We start from the raw sequence: 16,755 nt of genomic DNA on the forward strand, positions 1-16,755 counted from the left end.
ATCCCAAATTGATTATTGTGCCGGTCTACTCCTTCACACGGGTGACGCTTTTGCGGCCGTCGATGCTGACGGGAACCTCCCCGTCCACGGTCACCCTGCGCACGACCCGGTGCTGATCACCGTAGTCATTAATCGCATAATGCTGGGTCGCGCGGTTATCCCAGATCACGACGTCCCCGACGGACCAGCGCCAGCGCACCGTATTCTCCAGGCGAGTCACATGGCTCTGCAGCAGGTTGATGATCGCCTGGGAGTCCGCCGTGGACAGGCCGACGATTTTTTTGGCGAAATGGCCGAGAATCAGTGAACGCTCCCCCGTCTCCGGATGGACATGCACGACTGGATGCTCCGTCTCGTACACCGTGGATGCAAACACCTTCTTATGATGCTCGATTGCTTCCTTTGAGACATTCTCACGCTGGGCGGCGTAGTCGTATTCATTGGAATGAACGGCCCACAGGCGGTCGGCAAGATTGCGCAAGTTCTCGGGCAGATGCTCATAGGCTGCGGCCGTATTCGCCCATACGGTATCACCGCCGGAAGCCGGAACGACGACAGCACGCAGAATGGAAGCCTTCGGATACGCATCCACGAATGTGACGTCCGTATGCCAGGAATTCGCCCGTCCGCCATGCTGTGAATCGAGCTCCAGCACATAGTCCGTTCCCTGCTTGATCGGTACCGTCGGATGGGCCACCGCCTCTCCGAACAAGCCCGTCAGCGCTTCCTGGCCCGCATCGTCGAGATGCTGCTGCCCGCGGAAGAAGATCACTTTGTAGCTAAGCAGCGCTTTACGGATCGCCGCAGCTGTGGCCTGATCCAAATCCGGGGACAATTTAACGCCGCGAATCTCTGCGCCGATCCGGCCTGCTACCGGCACGACCTCCACCGTTGTTCCTTCAATCACCTGGCTTTTACCTACCGTACTCATTGGGCATTCCCTCCATTAGATTATTGGATGATTCCATTCCTTCAAACCCCGCGATGTTGCAGCACAAAACATCAATGCATCGCTTCACCTTCCCTAGCAGCCCGCGAGCCGGGATACGAGCGGCCTAGCGGCATAGGGATTGACGGGCCGCTTAAGCCCGTAATGCTCCCGCAGGGTGCGGCCCGCATATTCGGTGCGGAACAGCCCGCGCCGCTGCAGCTCCGGGACGACCTGAGCGGCAAAATCCTCCAAACCGCCGGGCAAATACGGCGGCATCACATTAAAGCCATCACTCCCTCCCTGGGTGAACCATTCCTCCAGCTGATCCGCGACTTGCACCGCAGTTCCGGCGAAGGTGCGATGTCCGCGCCCGCCTGCCAGGCGATGGATCAATTGCCGGATCGTGAGATTGTCCCGTCTGGCCAAATCGACCACAAGCTGAAACCGGCTCTTGTTCCCGTTAATCGCCTCTATATTCGGCAGCTCAGGCAGCGGCCCGTCGAGCGGAAGCCCCGACAAATCCACCTTCAGCATGCTGGATAACTGATTCAAGCCATATGCAGGAATCGTCAACTCATTGAGCTCCTGCTCCTTCTCCTTGGCTTCCGACTCTGTTGCGCCGATGATCGTGCAAATGCCCGGCAGTATTTTCAGCTCGTCGGGATGCCGTCCATATTTGGCCAGCCTGGATTTGACATCGCTATAGAAGCTCTGCGCTTCCTCCAGCGTCTGCTGGGCGGTAAAGATCGCCTCCGCATGCTCGGCGGCAAATTCCTTGCCATCCTCGGAGGAACCCGCCTGCACCAGCACCGGGTACCCTTGCGGACTTCTTGGCACATTCAGTGGCCCCTTCACTCTGAAATGCGGTCCGGCATGGTTTAGTGCATGCACCTTCGTGCTATCCGTAAATTGACCAGTGTCACGGTCGATGATGATCGCGTCCTCTTCGAAGCTGTCCCACAAGCCCTTCGCTACCTCCAGAAATTCTCTTGCCCGTTCATAACGTTTACGGTGCTCCAGATGACCCTCGCGTCCGAAATTGCCCGCTTCGATTTCATTACCCGACGTAACGATGTTCCAGCCCGCGCGTCCCTGGCTGATATGATCCAGCGACGCAAACTTGCGCGCGACGTGGAACGGTTCGTTATACGTGGTCGACACGGTGCCGATGAGGCCGATCCGCTCGGTGACCGCCGCCAGCGCCGAGAGCAGCGTAAACGGCTCAAGACCGAAGGAGGACACGCCGTGCTGCACGTTTTTGCCGACGGCCAGAATATCGGCCAGAAATAACGAATCGAACTTCGCCTGCTCGGCGATCTCGGCCAGCCGCTGGAAATAACGGATATCCGTAATCCTTTCCGCCTGTGTATCCGTGCGCCGCCAGGCCGCTTCATGATGGCCCGCGTTCATAATGAAGACGTTCAGATTCATTTGCCGCTTGGTTTTCCCCATATTCTTCATCCTTTCATCGCTTTCTCTTCCTTCATCTTTTATTCGCTATAGGTTTGCTTCCAGGATGTCAGCTTCCGCTCCAGATGCACGAGCAGATAATTTACGATCAGGCCGATGACTGAAATCGTCAGAATGCCCGCGTACATTTGCGGAATCTGGAAGCTGAACTGCGTATACTGCACCAGATAGCCGAGCCCTGATTTTGCGCCGACCATCTCCGCCGCCACCAGCACGAGAATTGAGCTCGCCCCCGCCTGGCGGATGCCGACGAAGATCGTAGGTACCGATGCGGGAAGGATGACCTTGCGGAACAAGTTTACCGGTGATAAGCCCATGGAGCGCGCCGACTTGATCAGCAGGGGATCGACGTTCCGGACTCCGCTAATCGTGTTCAGCAGCAGCGGAAAGGCGCAGGCGTAGAAGACGATGGCGATTTTCGACGTTTCCCCGAGCCCGAGCAGCAGAATGAAGACGGGAAGAATCGCCAGCGCCGGCGTGTTGCGGAACATTTCCAGCAGCGGATTTAGAAATTCGGCCACCCCTTTCCACCAGCCGATGGCCAGGCCAAGCGGTATGCTCACGGCAACCGCCAGGAAGAATCCGCCGACCGAGCGCAGCAAGCTGGCTAGTAAATGATCGGCAAGATCGCCCGAGAGCAGCAGCTGCCACCAGGCCGAGACCACTATGCTTAATGGCGGCAGAAAGGTCACATTGACGAAGCCCAGACGCGGCGCTAATTCCCACAGCAGCAGAAAAGTGAAGATTGCGATGGACGATTTAATACCGCGGTACAACTTCCTAGCCGACCGTTTGACCAGACTCAGCCTGCGCCCCGGCGCCCTCTGCTCGGCCTCGAAGCGAACCAACGCCTCTCCTGTACTAGAACCTGCCACTTCAAGCCCCTCCTTTGTTTGTTAATTTGTGCTGCTCATAATGAAGACTGCTCGACTTCTCCTGCTCCTGCGCACGCTGCACCTCATCCTTCAGCAAGTCCCAAATATGATGGCGCAGCTTGACGAATTCGGGGTGAGCCCGCAAGTCCTCCTCCGAGGATCGGCCCTGGAAGGGCACCTCGATCACTTCCTTGATCCGTCCCGGACGCGAGCTCATCACCGCCACCCTCTGCCCGAGATAGACCGCCTCCTCGATCCCGTGGGTAATGAAAATTATCGTCTTCTTCGTCGCCTCCCAAATGCGCAGCAGTTCGCTTTGCAGCGTCTCCCGGGTTTGCGCGTCCAGCGCGGCAAACGGTTCATCCATCAGCAGCACCTCGGGATCGTATGCGAGGCTTCTCGCAATCGCGATCCGCTGTTTCATGCCTCCCGACAGCTCATGCGGGTAGCGATTCTCGAAGCCGGATAAGCCGACGAGCTGGATATACTCCAGCGCCGCTTCCCGCCGCTCTTTTTTGCCGATACCCTTCGCTTCCAGACCGAACTCCACATTGGCCAGCGCCGTCTTCCAGGGGAACAATGCATATTGCTGAAAAACGATCCCCCGGTCCAGATCTGGCCCGGCAATGGCCTTGCCGTCCAGCAGAATCTGTCCGCTGCTTGGCTTCGTAAGTCCGGCCAGCAGATCGAGCAGCGTCGATTTCCCGCAGCCGCTCGGCCCAACGATGACCATGAATTCTCCCTGATTCACCTCCAGGTGTATGTCCTGCAGCGCGGAGACCGGCTGCCATGATTCCTGAAGATGCCCCAGATTCCGCTGAATCCGAAAAGACTTATGCACGTGCTGGATGCTAATTTTTGCCGTTGTCATTGGCCAGCTCCCCTCCATCCCGGTATGGATTGAATTCATTCGTATAGATTCGTCTTCCGTCAACCTCGCCTTCCCCGATCGTGCCATCCTGAACCAGCCAGTTGACCCAGGTCTCGAATTCCTCAGGGGCGATGAGTCCACCGGTGCCCGCCACCCCGGTACTCTTCCAGTATTTAATGCTGCTGTCATCCTCTTTCCTTCCGCGTTCCTTAATGATCTTCGCGTAGCGGGCTCTAACTTCATCCGGCGGCGTCGTTCTGGCCCACTCGATCGCCTTGGCCGTCGCCTCGACGAACTTGCGCGTCGCCTGCGGATTGTCCTGGATGAACTTGTTCGTTAACACATAGCTCCCTGCGCTGAAAACACCGAATAAATCCTTATCCGTAAATAGCGGCCTGATCCCGCCCCGCTCAAGCGCTTTATCCCGAAGCACCCCGCCTAGGGTGGCGACATCCACCTGGCTTGCCCGGAGTGTCTGCTCCCCGGTCACCGGCGGCACGACGACGAGCGTCACCTGCTCGATCTCCGCCTCGCTCAGCCCCTCCCGGCGCAAATATTCCTTGATGACAAATTCATGATGCGCTCCGAGCGTATTCACCGCGATTTTCTTCCCGATCAAATCCTTCGCCGATTGAATCGGGCTGTCGTCCAGCACATAATAGCCGGACCATGTATTGTCATCAACGCCGTAATAGGAGATCACAGGCGTAATCGGCGCTTTGGCTGCAATCAGCTTCACAATGGCTCCGTTAAACGCCCCGCCAAAATCGGTATCCCCCGTGACCACCGCTTGAATGTCCTGTGGCCCGCTGATTGTCGTGCCAATGAATTTCAGCTTGAGCGGAGACAAATATCCCAGATCCTCGGCCAGCTCCGGAAAAGTCACGGCGCCCACACTGCCCTGATAACGCAGCTCGGTAACCTCCAAGCCGCCCGGAGCTTCCGTGTGTGCAGCTGACGTCGCTTTATCGCCGCAGCCTGCAAGGAGAACAACCGCGAGCAGCCAAGCCGCCGCCAAGCTTACCAGTTTAAGAAATGAACGATCCATAAATGACAACCCCCTTCAATTCTTGGTGAACATGCGAATCAGACATGTTGCAGCCGCCATTTTTAGCTGATGAGTGAAAAAAAAGAGACGCACCCATCTGCTGATGGCGGTCTCTCCGGTGGTCCGGTCGATGGATTTATGGTTAAATCCCTATCTGATTACTAAGATTTATTGAACATACTACCCTCCCCCTGGCCTGGTGTCAACCATTTTTTCACAAAAATTTCATGGTTTTCAGCGCTTATCGGCGCATTAATGAAGCTAATTCTTCACATTGACAGCCCCTGCACGAACTGCTACGATAAGACTCAATTTAAGAGCATTTCGTAAGTTTTCGACCGGACGTCCGGAGACATTGGCTGCGCGCATTGGCAGCCCATGTCTCTTTTTTATTTGCTATACGCTCGCCCTCGTTTAAACATGGATACAAGGAGTGATTGCATTGCGACAGAAGCCTGTGCTCTATGTCCTCATCCTCGGCTCATTCATCTCCGTCTATAACACCTGCTCGATGAATGTCGGCCTGCCGGCCTTTATCGATATTTTCGATTCCGATCTGGCAACGGTTCAATGGCTGATGACCGGCTTCACTTTAGCGACTGGTGTGATCATTCCGCTTAGCGGCTATTTGGGCGACCGGTTCAGCCATAAGCAAGTATTCCTGTATTCGATCGCCGGATTGATGGCCAGCTCGGCCCTATGCGCAGTCTCTTGGAGCATTTACAGCCTGATTGCGTTCCGCATACTGCAGGGCGTCTTTTGCGGGATCATTCAACCGGTGACCCTGACAATCATTTTTCAGGCCATTCCGAAGCAGCAGCGCAACGTCGCCCTAAGCTTCTGGTCGGCCTCCAGCATTCTCGGCCCGGCGCTGGCGCCCACGATCAGCGGCTGGCTGCTCGGGCATAACTGGCACTGGATGTTTCTTGTCCTCGTCCCGGTAAGCATCCTCACTTTATGGATGGGCGTGAAATGGATTCCCCGCGACCCGCCTTCCGCTTCGGGCCCGCTGGATCGCCTGGGACTGATGTATGCCGTATGCGGAAGCCTGGCTCTGCTGCTCTATTTCGGCAACATTCATCAGTGGGGCCTCTGGTCCTACCGCTCCGCCTTCGTGCTGATCCTTGGCCTTGCCTCTTCCCTGTTATTTGTCCGGCACGAACTGCGGGTCAAAGCGCCGCTGCTGCATCTGCGTCTTTTTCGGAGCCGTATCTTTATGTCGAGCATCCTGGTCTCTGCCATTCTGATCATCGGGCTGTACTCGGGCATTTATTTTGTCCCGCTGTATTTACAGGAAATCCACCGGATGTCCCCCTTTGAAGTGGGACTGCTGCTGCTCCTCCCCTCCCTGAGCTCAGGCGCGGCGACACTGCTCGCCGGTGCCTTGTACCCGCGGATCGGTGCGTTCCGTCTGGTCATTGCCGGGGCTGTTCTCATCGTTCTGGCCTCCTGGCAATTCAGCTTTCTGGCGCTCGATACGAACCTGGCCTACGTCGCATTCTGGATGGCGGTTCGCTACATCGGCATCGGCCTGTCGATGACCCCGGCGATGAATGCGGGGATGCATGCCGCCGCGGCGGAATGGTATAGCCACGCATCGGCGTTGATTAACTGGCTGCGGCAAATTTTCGGCGCTCTAGCCCTGGGCTTGTTCACCTCGCTGTTCTATGCGCGTCAGAACCTCCATATTACCGTGCTGCAGCAATCGGCCGCCACCCCCAGTGCTGAGTGGATTCGCCTGTCCGCCTACACTTTAGGCATCGACGACTCCTTTGTTGTTGCGGCCCTGCTGGTGCTGCTCAGCTTGCCCCTAGCCCTGCTGCTCCGCGAGCGGCGTCGAGATAAGGAGGGGCGGGAAAGTAGAGAGGAACCAACCCTTACCACTCCGGCTCAGACCCGGGTGTAGGCCCGTCTGATGGCGATCTGTCCACATTAAAAAAGACACCCTCGTTCTGATGAGGATGTCCTTCTTGCCTTCCTACCTTATGGATTCGGCAGCTCAATTCGGACCGTATGCTGCTCCTTGGCCCAGTTTACCTTGGCTCCCAGCGCCTCGGCGATGAAACGCAGCGGCACCATCGTCGTATAGTTTTCGTTGAACGGCTTAAGGTCGTCTGAGATTTGCTTCCCGTTGATCGTCGTGTTCAGCGTATATAGATTAATAACGACATTCATGCTTCCTTTGCTGACGTGAACGGTATTCGTTTGATTCATCCAGGTTACCTTAGCCCCCAAATGCTCAAAAACACCGCGCAGCGGTACATAGCTCACATTGTTCACGAGCGCCGGCGGATAAGTGAAATCTAGCTTGTCTCCGTTGATCTCAACGTGAATGGAATCCTCGACGAGCTGCGGCTTGGACGGCTTGCTTGAACCGCCGTAATAATTCCATTTCATCACCGTGCCGTCGCTCAGCAGCGCATACTGCTCCCGCATGCTCGTATTTGCCAGATCAATTGCATTTGTGATGCCTTCAACCTGAACAGCTGTATACTCGGTCTCATCCAAAAAGCTGTCCCAAACCCATACTGTGCCATCCTGCTTAATGCTGCTAAGCGTCGAGAAGCTGCCCCCGGCCAGTTGCAACGCATTCGCCGCATTTTTAACCTTGACCGGACTTAGCAGTTCTCCTGCGGTCGGATAAGTTTTAGAGTTCTTCCAAATGACAACTGAGCCGCCCGCAAGTAGTGCCGCCGCTTTCTCACTGCCGGTGGCTAACGCGACAGCTTTACCCATAACATTGCCCTTCACTATCGTCGGCTCCCATTGGCGATCAGGATTCATGTCCGTCACGGCCGTTCCGGTGATCCAGACCTGGCCATCCTTGTCTAGAGCACTGGCTGTCAAATGACCTGTCGCAATGGCCTGAATGGCAGGGATCCCCTCCAGCTTCGCAGGTACAGGTGACGGTGTGTGTACACTGTTCTTTCTTCCCCACTGCCAGACCGTCCCATCCGCACCAAGCGCCAAGCTCTGATTACCATTCGCTGAAATAGCGACAATATTGTCCAAACCTGTAACTTGAACCGGTTCAAGAACAGGTTGATACGAGGTCATACCGATGCCAAGCTGTCCATCGCTATTATCTCCGGTGGCCCACACCGTGCCATCTTTTCGCAAAATCAGCGTATGCATGTGCCCGCCTGCGATATCCTTCACCTCGTCAATATGCATCCGTACCGGAGTTTTGACCGGAACCATCGATCCGTTGCCCAGCAATCCCCGGTCTCTCATTCCTCCCCATGCCCAAGCGGTTCCGTCCTTCTTAATCGCATATACGGCATAGTCCCCTGCTGAGATCGCCACGACATCGGATAACCATTTGCCTTTCTGACTCGGCATCTGCTCCGTTTGGGCTGCTTGAGCAGTAAGAGGCATAAGCATGGTTAATGACAGCAGTATCCCCGCGAGCGCTGCTTGGCAGCGTCCAAACTTCCCGCGCTTAATAAGCATTGAATCTCTCCTCACCACTTACAATAATTTCTTGCTATGAAAAATATGACGCGGACTGCTGCTAAAAAGTTTCTGCCCAACCTAAGGGGCCGTCCCAAAAGTTAACATTGGAACACCATTCACCAGCAAAACAATTTGGGGAGCGACCGGTTGCCCTTGATCCTTGATGTTACCAATCACACTCTCCACCTCCTCTTTACGCCGAACATGAATCGCCGATTTCACGTTCTAAATGGATTTATAGTAGTTAGTTTCTACGGCAAAGAAAGAAAAGCAGATATAAATGGAGTTCATCTCGTTAGAAGAAGGGAATTGTCCATCATAGGCTGGGTTCTTGATTTTAGGTGCATCAAATCCATCTACTCCCCTGAAACATTCGTTTAGAGCATAATTAGATACATGAATTCCATTTAGTGTTCAAGTTCTACAGCTGATAGAAGATGAGCTAAAGAACCGGATGCAGGCAATGAGATTTTGATTCGGACTGAGACGGACAGCTTTCTAAAAAGAAGGCTATGTTAAATTCTAATGTTGATATTTGACCATAAGAAAGCCGCCTTCGTTGAAAAGGCGGTTTATTGCTAACGTTCTTCGTTTAGTTGAAGAAGTGACAATTACTATCCAGTATTTCCTGATGATATTATTCTTTCTCATTCAAATGATAGATTAGTTGCACAACGCCAGAGGAGAATGTTCTTGTATTAACCATTTTTAAATTCAACCTCTGTTTTATATCTATAAACAGAGGTTTTCCTTCTCCCAAAATAACAGGGTGCACAGATAATCTAAACTCATCAACAAGCCCTAAATCCATAAAAGTTGTAATGAGACTTGCTCCGCCATATAGCCACATGTCTTTACCAGACTTATTCTTTAATTTATTTACTTCTTCAAGAATATTATCATTTATGAATATTGCTTTATTATTAGCCCCTTTTTTTGTCCTGGAAAACACATATTTTTCTTTACTATGATATAATCCCCACATTTCTTTTTCAGTATCAGTAAGTTCAGTTTCTGGAGTAAATTCTCCCCATAAATCATAGCTTTTTCTTCCATATAAAATAGTATCAATTTGATTTAAGAAATCAATAAACCCCATGTCAGAGTCCGTGATGCACCAATCAACTTCCCCATTCTTCCCTTCAATAAAACCATCTAAAGTAACTGCTAAATCTAAAAGTATTCTTCGTTTCATAATTTGTTACTCCTTTCGTTGATCTACCACCCATTATTGACCTTTAATATGTCACCTTGTGTCATATATAAATCATAAATGGTATCTTTTTTACTATCCTGCCCGTTAGCTTAACAAGAATAAGCAGAAAGCCGAAGTTTGGTGTTCGTGTCGGTCACAGTAAACAGGCACGATTTGACCAACATATTTTTCTTATTCGATGCGGTATTCTCATATTCCTTGCTGTCTAAGTAACGAAACCACGCCAAGTAATTCTGCAAATACTTTGTTGCAACACCATTGAAGCGATCCATCCATTTCTTCAAGCGGCTGTGGTAGCTGTTTACGTTTTGGATATGGTACACGCCTTTCACACGTTGTTTTCTGTCGGACTTGAATCGGTAATGAGTCATGCCTTTTGAATTCGCATAGGGCTAAATGCCCTCCATGAATCAGTGCATAACACGTTTGAGTCAGATAGATGACCACCAATCGCTTCGTCTAATTTTGTAGTCCGAATACGTCCACGCCCAAGTACGCCAGAGTAAGTCATTTTCTGACGGTCACGGGCAACCACGCACACTTGATCGTGGCTTATACCACGATATTTCGCTTTGCCGCCACGTTTACGTGGCTTGCGTTCAGCAATATTCCGCTTGCCCTTTTCCGAGTAAAGAAAGTAGGTCTCGTCCATTTCAACAATATCTTGAAATGCTTCGGTTGGAATCTGCTTCAGAGCGGAAAGAATCTTATGCCGCCAGTAAAACAAGGTGACATGCGTGACTTCATCGTTCACTCCTCTGCACATTTTCTCAGAGAAAAGCCCTCAATCATGCATTCGATTAAACGAACCCAAATATGAGGTCGCCTCGTTCGTTGCAGAGGGGTGTTCGTAAGGTCATTGAATGTTTGGCGACAGGACTTACAACGGTAACGTTGACGTTTAACCTCTCCAGTGCGTGTTCTTACAGCGTACTTTCCAAATCGAACAACAGAATGGTTTTTGCAATGCGGGCAAACAAGTCCATCTTTATGCTTCTGCTCTTGAATTTCATCAATCGCTCGAACTGGAAGCGCCACTCCCTTGGTTCGGGACTGCAAAAAGTAGATAAGTTCTCGCTTACCATTATCGTCCAACGTATCAGCAAGCTTTTTCAGTTCCTTTAAATCCATGGGCAAATCATCTCCGAACAGTTATATTGCCCTTATTATAGAACGTTTGTTCGTAATTATCAAATATCAACAACAAAGTTTAACATAGCCAAAAAGAAAGGGGCGCCACTCCGTCATCTAGGATGACTTCTGGGACAGCCCCTTGCCATGGTTGCAGTGATTGCAGCAGTTGTATCGCTTGCGTGTATCATAGTATGTATCGGTTTATGTATTTTAGGCAAAAAGCCATTCTTTTCCCAACGAGCCTCCTAAGATCAAGCTACTCCTTCCCGTTCCATACCTCGATCATCATGGAAGCCCCCAGCTTAAAGCCCTGGACAAAGGTCTCCATATTGTGAATCGAATTCGACTCCCCTTGTAGATCCAGCATCGCTTCAAGCTGCCTAAAATCCTCCTCCGACAGCTTCTGCCTCCACATCTGCATCATCTCCGATATTTCGCGGTTTAACGCACGATATTTGGGATCGTTGGAAACGATCTGCTCGCCCGGGTACAGCTTTCCGTAATAGAGATCCTCCAAGAAGCTTTTCACTTGGCTGCCTCCTTTCTCTCATTACATTATATTAGTTCCTTCAACTTAATGACTCTACCTTACCGTAAAATGAAACAACATAGTCCTAATCTTCATTTTAATCCGAAGTTAAAACTTGGAATAGCCCAGGATATATTTTAGCGAAATTTTCGCTAAAAGTAAATAGCGAATAACTCGCTAAAATATAATTACCTTGAGGTGATCCTTATGTATGAAAGAATTAGGAATTTACGAGAAGATAAAGACATGACTCAGACTCAAGTAGCCCAATATTTAAATTGCAGTCAACGAATTTACAGTAATTATGAGCGTGGCGAAGTTGATATACCTACGAGGATTTTAATTAAGCTAGCCGACCTTCACAATACAAGTACTGATTATCTGTTGAATAGAACTAATCAAAGAGAACCTTATTCTAAAAACTAATTAAAATAATCCAATTTTTGATAAGCAGCCTTGATATATGATTTTTCAAAAATTAACTATATTCTGTGTCTAGACTACCCTTTTCTATCATTAATACTTGTAATATATTTTGACTAAACAAGTATATTACCTTTTCTCTCCTACTAGTCTAATCTACTTTTTCCACCACGTTTTTATTATCTCTGAGTGTATACACATTCTAAATTACTTCTTGTTAAATACTTTATTAAAATCCAATTTAATTTATTTCGTTAATAATATTTTTTACAGTTTAACAAATCATTACTTAAGAAGGAAAGTGTTGCTATATGTCGAATTAAGATTATAACAATATAGTACTAATTAACTATAGACAATTATTGACTAATATTTTGGAGGTAAAAAATGAATCTAAAAACTATAAATAATCCATTTGGAAAGGTAATTTCAGTATCTGGAATGGAAATTATCATTGAAGTAGATAATAAATTGAAGATAAGTAATTTAGAACAAGAATTAGTTATAGATGGAGAACATAAGAACCTTTATGTTGGAACCGTTGGAGACATTTTTGTTATAGGTGGCCCATCCACCTCTGATTCAATACATTTTGGAATTTTTGAAGAAGTTAAATTGGTCTCTGAATCAGAGAAATTGCCTACCTCAAAAGCTATCGTTAGTGCAAAAGTAATAGGCTATCAAAATCCTAATTCTAAAAATATACTGCAATTTAAGCGGGGAATCGGTCATTATCCAAAGTTCAACTCATTCTGTTACTTGCTCACAACTGAGGAAAAACAAGAACTTTTCTCACTACATGAAGAAGGACTAAACATTGGAACAGTTCCAGGAATTACAAAAGAGACAGTTAGTATACACATAAATAAATTTTTATCTAAACATTCAGTTATACTTGGTTCCACCGGATCTGGAAAATCATATACGGTTGCAAGCATCTTACAAAAAGTTCAAAGAGAACTCCCTTTCAGTCACATTATATTTTTTGATCTTCATGATGAATATTCAAGTGCTTTTTTACCAGAGAGAATTAATAAAGTATGTGCAGATAAATTTCATTTACCATACTGGTTATTAAATTTTGAAGAATTCCAATCCATTTTTTTAGGAGACATTGACTATTCGAAAAATAATGAGGAATTCAGAGCTCTTAGGGAACAATTTATTAATCTAAAAGAAGAGGCCTATGAAAGTCTTAAAACTCACGTTGGAAAAATCGACAAAATAAATATTAATGCTCCTTTATATTTTTCCATTGACAAATTGATCAAAAACTTAGAAAGGTTAAATAAGCAGACTTACTGGAAATCAGATGGTGCAGATGCAATAAACGAAGAAACTGGTGAATTTCTAGCTAATTCCGGATCTTCCAAAGTAGATCGAGACGGTAAAGGGAAAGACCAAATTTTACAAGGTCAATATTTTAACAAGTTACTACAAATCATTGAAAAACTAAAAAGTATTTATCAAGATAGGCGCTATCAATTTTTATTTAGAGCAGAAGATGATTGTTCGCTATACTTAGTTGATTATATGACAGAACTACTTTCAATAAGAAATTCCGAAAATCAAACTCAACTTACTATTCTAGATTTCTCTAAAATCCCATCAGAAATTACACCTATAATAATCGGAATGATATCCAGATTGTGTTTTGAATATAAATTGTGGGAATCAGATCCAAAAGAATTGCCAATATACTTAGTTTTTGAAGAAGCGCATAACTATATCCCTAAAGAAAATAGTCCACTAACAAATTTATCAAAAAAATATATTGGAAGAATTGCAAAAGAAGGTAGAAAATATGGAATAAGTCAACTGATAATCAGCCAAAGACCGTCTGATCTATCTACAACAATTGTTTCACAATGTTCTAATTTTTTTATTTTAAGAGTCACGAATCCTGACGACCAATCTTTTATACAACATGTTTTGCCAGATCATTTAAGCGCCTTATCGACTATGATTCCATTTTTTGAAAATGGAGAAGTTCTAGTTGCAGGAGAATGTATAGTAATCCCTACTAAAGTTAAAATTGATTATCCAGATCCTCTTCCTAACTCGAGTGATGTTAACTTTAAAGAAATATGGAAAAAGCCTTTATCTGACTATGAAGTCTTACAAACTATTAAACAATGGTGGGATGTTAAACAAAATGAGTAAAATTATTGAAAAAATATCTATTAAAAATTATAGAGGAATTAAAGATCCGCATGATTTGGAGTTGGCAGAACAAGGGAAAATAACATTTTTAATCGGTCCAAACAATTCTGGAAAATCATTAGTTGCAAGAATATTCACTATATTCGATGTAGATATTACTCAGTATGATTCTCATTTGTTTTCTATTCCTTTTACAGACAAAGATTTTTATAACTTCAATGTGAATGATCCGATTATAGTTAAGTTCACAATTAATACGGAACGATTTTCATCAAGTCAAGACGCAGACTTGTTCCAAATTTCTAAATTAAAACAAGTTAATCTATCTTTTACAATAAGAAAATATAATGGTCTATTTAATTGCTGCTTGCACTTAATTTACGGAGATACTAGTTCTCATTTATTTAATGATGTAAATCAACGTTATGAATATAATGAACAATTCTCTTCTGTTTCAACTATAAATAAAATTTCAAAAGATAAAGTTGAACGTATTTGTACGAAATTATTTAATGTATTAAAATCAAAAATCTTAATATTTGATTCAATTCGTTCATTTGACCGAATTCTAAATAGTTCTTTTTACAAAAGTGGTTCCGAATTAGTAAATTGGTTAAATGAAAATAAGAATCCTAGCGAAACTACTAAAGTAAGAAGCTTGCTAAGTAATTGGTTGAAAAATGAATTTAATTTAGACGCTCCTGTCGCTATAAATGCTGATATTGAGAATAAACAATTAATATTCACATTCCATAATTACTTAGAACTTTCCTCCAAAGAAATAGGAACAGGTTATACAATGTTATGTATACTACTAATGGAGATTGCAAGAGGAAGTAAAGAATTTATAGTTATAGATGAATTAGAAAGTCATCTTCAGCCTGGTTTAGTACGTGTACTCATAAAGCTTTTGAGAGGATTTTCAAGTCAATATTTAATTGCTACACATTCTCCAACGGCAATTGAAGCTTCTGTATTTGATGACTTTCTTTATAGATTTTCTAAAAGAAATGAAATGTGTACTTTCGAAGGTTTCTTTAGAAGAGATAGTAAAGATGGAAGGAGTGCCAAAATTCTACGAGAAGTAGCAAATGAACTTGGGATTGTTCCAGGAGACGCGCTGCTAAGTAATGCTGTCATTTGGGTAGAAGGGCCTTCTGAAGTATTCTGGGTAAGAGCTTGGCTGAAATCATATTTTGAAATTTATAAAAGAGCAAATAACATCCAAAATAACATTATTGAAGGGCTTCACTATGCAATTTTAATGACAGGAGGTAACAATATTGCTCACTATTCATATTCTGAAAATGAAATTGAAATTAGTGATTTAGATATTGAACATAAATTAAATGTTCTAAGAGTAAATCCTAACCCTTTTGTTATCATCGACTCTGATAATACAAATAATCAATCCAAAAAGTATAAAAGAATGCAACAAATCGCAATAGAATTGAAAGAGCAAAATAAGCTTCATCCTCTTTTTCGTTCTTCATCAGAAGCAAACTTTAATATCAATAATTTACCTAACCTTTGGGTATTAAAAGGAAGAGAACTTGAAAATTATGCTCATCCCTCATTAATATTTAAGTTTTATAAAGGTTTAAATGATTCAAGACAATCTAAAGTAACTGGATTAACTGAATCAATTAATTGGGATGTCTTTTCTTTAGAAAAAGGGGTAGGGACAATTCTTGAAGAACAAGGAATACAGTATATTGCAGAATCCAGCGGTACCATCAAACACAAATCACAATTAGCACGATTTATGTTTGAAAATCTAAATGAAGATCATTTTAATTTAGAGTGTGAATTTCAAAGTCCGAATCCAGAAATGTTAGATGATTTGACAAAAAATTTAGATAAATTAGTAAAATATATTTTATTAGTTAACTCCTTATTTTAATATTACATATAATAATTTATATTAACAAAATAATACATCTAGTCCAATAAACAGATCATTTAGTTAATCCAATTGATCTGTAAATAACAACTATATTGCTAATTAAATGATACAAAACCTCCTCTCCTCCATGCTGTAGTTAAAACTAAAATTCAACATAATTTATTTCCATTCCGTCAAATGCTACAATAAGGAAGTCAAGCATCATCCTAATCCAATAAGGAGTGTGGCAAATGGCTGTTGATGTGTATTTCAATTTTAATGGGAACTGCCGCGAAGCTGTAGAATTCTACGCCGATGTATTTAACACCGGAGCACCGCATATCATGACCTTTGCAGAAGCGCCGCCGAATCCGGAGTATAAGCTTCCAGATGAAGCGAAGGATCTAGTCATGCACGCACGCATCAACATTAAAGGAAGCAACGTAATGTTCTCCGATGTATTTCCGGGAATGCCTTACGTGCAGGGCAACAACATCACCCTAGCCTTCATCAGTGATGATCTCGAAGAGGTCAAGTCCGTATTCCATAAGTTGAAGGATGGCGGCAAGGTGAACATGGAGCTGCAGGAGACGTTCTGGAGCAAATGCTATGGCAGCGTCAAGGACAAGTTCGGCACCGAGTGGCAGGTCAGCCACGATAGCGGCGAAAACGCCATGTAACTATCAGTAACTATCGACTGAACGAGCGAACAAGCTCATCTCACAAATACTCCACCAACAAGCAAACATCCCAT

Annotated in this window: 13 protein-coding genes and 1 pseudogene; 5 read left to right on the forward strand and 9 right to left on the reverse strand. The window is 45.8% G+C overall.

What is annotated here, in order from left to right:
• Positions 1 to 25 precede the first annotated feature (25 nt).
• From MKX50_RS14240 to MKX50_RS14260, 5 genes are all read right to left on the reverse strand, one after another.
• The gene (locus tag MKX50_RS14240) at positions 26 to 931 is read right to left on the reverse strand and encodes a TauD/TfdA family dioxygenase (RefSeq protein WP_213591998.1); all 906 of its coding nucleotides are present in this window, start codon (positions 929 to 931) and stop codon (positions 26 to 28) included.
• Between the two features lie 93 nt (positions 932 to 1,024).
• A complete protein-coding gene (locus MKX50_RS14245) occupies positions 1,025 to 2,383 on the reverse strand; it encodes an LLM class flavin-dependent oxidoreductase (RefSeq protein WP_213591997.1) in 1,359 nt (452 codons plus the stop codon).
• Between the two features lie 38 nt (positions 2,384 to 2,421).
• Positions 2,422 to 3,177 (reverse strand): ABC transporter permease, encoded by a 756-nt coding sequence (locus tag MKX50_RS14250; RefSeq protein ID WP_244996557.1) that lies wholly within the window; start codon positions 3,175 to 3,177, stop codon positions 2,422 to 2,424.
• 100 nt (positions 3,178 to 3,277) lie between these two features.
• Positions 3,278 to 4,147 carry an ABC transporter ATP-binding protein gene (locus MKX50_RS14255; protein WP_213591995.1) on the reverse strand — a complete coding sequence of 290 codons (870 nt, stop codon included), beginning with the start codon at positions 4,145 to 4,147 and terminating at the stop codon, positions 3,278 to 3,280.
• Positions 4,128 to 5,195, reverse strand: coding sequence for an ABC transporter substrate-binding protein (locus MKX50_RS14260; RefSeq protein WP_213591993.1), 1,068 nt, complete (start codon positions 5,193 to 5,195; stop codon positions 4,128 to 4,130). The genes MKX50_RS14255 and MKX50_RS14260 overlap by 20 nt, the downstream gene beginning before the upstream one ends.
• Before the next feature lie 442 nt (positions 5,196 to 5,637).
• Here MKX50_RS14260 and MKX50_RS14265 point away from each other — a divergent pair, with 442 nt between their 5' ends.
• A complete protein-coding gene (locus tag MKX50_RS14265) occupies positions 5,638 to 7,101 on the forward strand; it encodes a DHA2 family efflux MFS transporter permease subunit (protein ID WP_244996513.1) in 1,464 nt (487 codons plus the stop codon).
• Positions 7,102 to 7,178: 77 nt separating this feature from the next.
• Here MKX50_RS14265 and MKX50_RS14270 read toward each other — a convergent pair whose 3' ends face one another.
• From MKX50_RS14270 to MKX50_RS14285, 4 genes and pseudogenes are all read right to left on the reverse strand, one after another.
• Positions 7,179 to 8,648, reverse strand: a complete 1,470-nt coding sequence (locus tag MKX50_RS14270; RefSeq protein ID WP_339157251.1) for a stalk domain-containing protein — start codon at positions 8,646 to 8,648, stop codon at positions 7,179 to 7,181.
• A 640-nt stretch (positions 8,649 to 9,288) separates the two neighbouring features.
• The gene (locus MKX50_RS14275) at positions 9,289 to 9,846 is read right to left on the reverse strand and encodes a dihydrofolate reductase family protein (RefSeq protein ID WP_339157252.1); all 558 of its coding nucleotides are present in this window, start codon (positions 9,844 to 9,846) and stop codon (positions 9,289 to 9,291) included.
• Positions 9,847 to 9,956: 110 nt separating this feature from the next.
• Positions 9,957 to 10,884: pseudogene (locus MKX50_RS14280) on the reverse strand (IS1595 family transposase); the annotation flags it as partial.
• A 373-nt stretch (positions 10,885 to 11,257) separates the two neighbouring features.
• Entirely contained in the window at positions 11,258 to 11,530 is a 273-nt protein-coding gene (locus MKX50_RS14285) for a DUF6809 family protein (RefSeq protein ID WP_213591989.1), read from the reverse strand.
• A 207-nt stretch (positions 11,531 to 11,737) separates the two neighbouring features.
• Here MKX50_RS14285 and MKX50_RS14290 point away from each other — a divergent pair, with 207 nt between their 5' ends.
• The 4 genes from MKX50_RS14290 to MKX50_RS14305 all read left to right on the forward strand — a co-directional run bounded on the left by MKX50_RS14290 (position 11,738) and on the right by MKX50_RS14305 (position 16,681).
• The gene (locus MKX50_RS14290; RefSeq protein WP_339157253.1) at positions 11,738 to 11,956 is read left to right on the forward strand and encodes a helix-turn-helix transcriptional regulator; all 219 of its coding nucleotides are present in this window, start codon (positions 11,738 to 11,740) and stop codon (positions 11,954 to 11,956) included.
• A gap of 384 nt (positions 11,957 to 12,340) precedes the next feature.
• Positions 12,341 to 14,116 (forward strand): ATP-binding protein, encoded by a 1,776-nt coding sequence (locus MKX50_RS14295; RefSeq protein ID WP_339157254.1) that lies wholly within the window; start codon positions 12,341 to 12,343, stop codon positions 14,114 to 14,116.
• Positions 14,109 to 16,019, forward strand: a complete 1,911-nt coding sequence (locus tag MKX50_RS14300; RefSeq protein ID WP_339157255.1) for an AAA family ATPase — start codon at positions 14,109 to 14,111, stop codon at positions 16,017 to 16,019. The genes MKX50_RS14295 and MKX50_RS14300 overlap by 8 nt, the downstream gene beginning before the upstream one ends.
• A 233-nt stretch (positions 16,020 to 16,252) precedes the next feature.
• Positions 16,253 to 16,681, forward strand: coding sequence for a VOC family protein (locus MKX50_RS14305; protein ID WP_213591981.1), 429 nt, complete (start codon positions 16,253 to 16,255; stop codon positions 16,679 to 16,681).
• Positions 16,682 to 16,755: the final 74 nt, after the last annotated feature.

The organism is Paenibacillus sp. FSL W8-0186, from assembly GCF_037969765.1.
GTDB lineage: Bacteria > Bacillota > Bacilli > Paenibacillales > Paenibacillaceae > Fontibacillus > Fontibacillus woosongensis.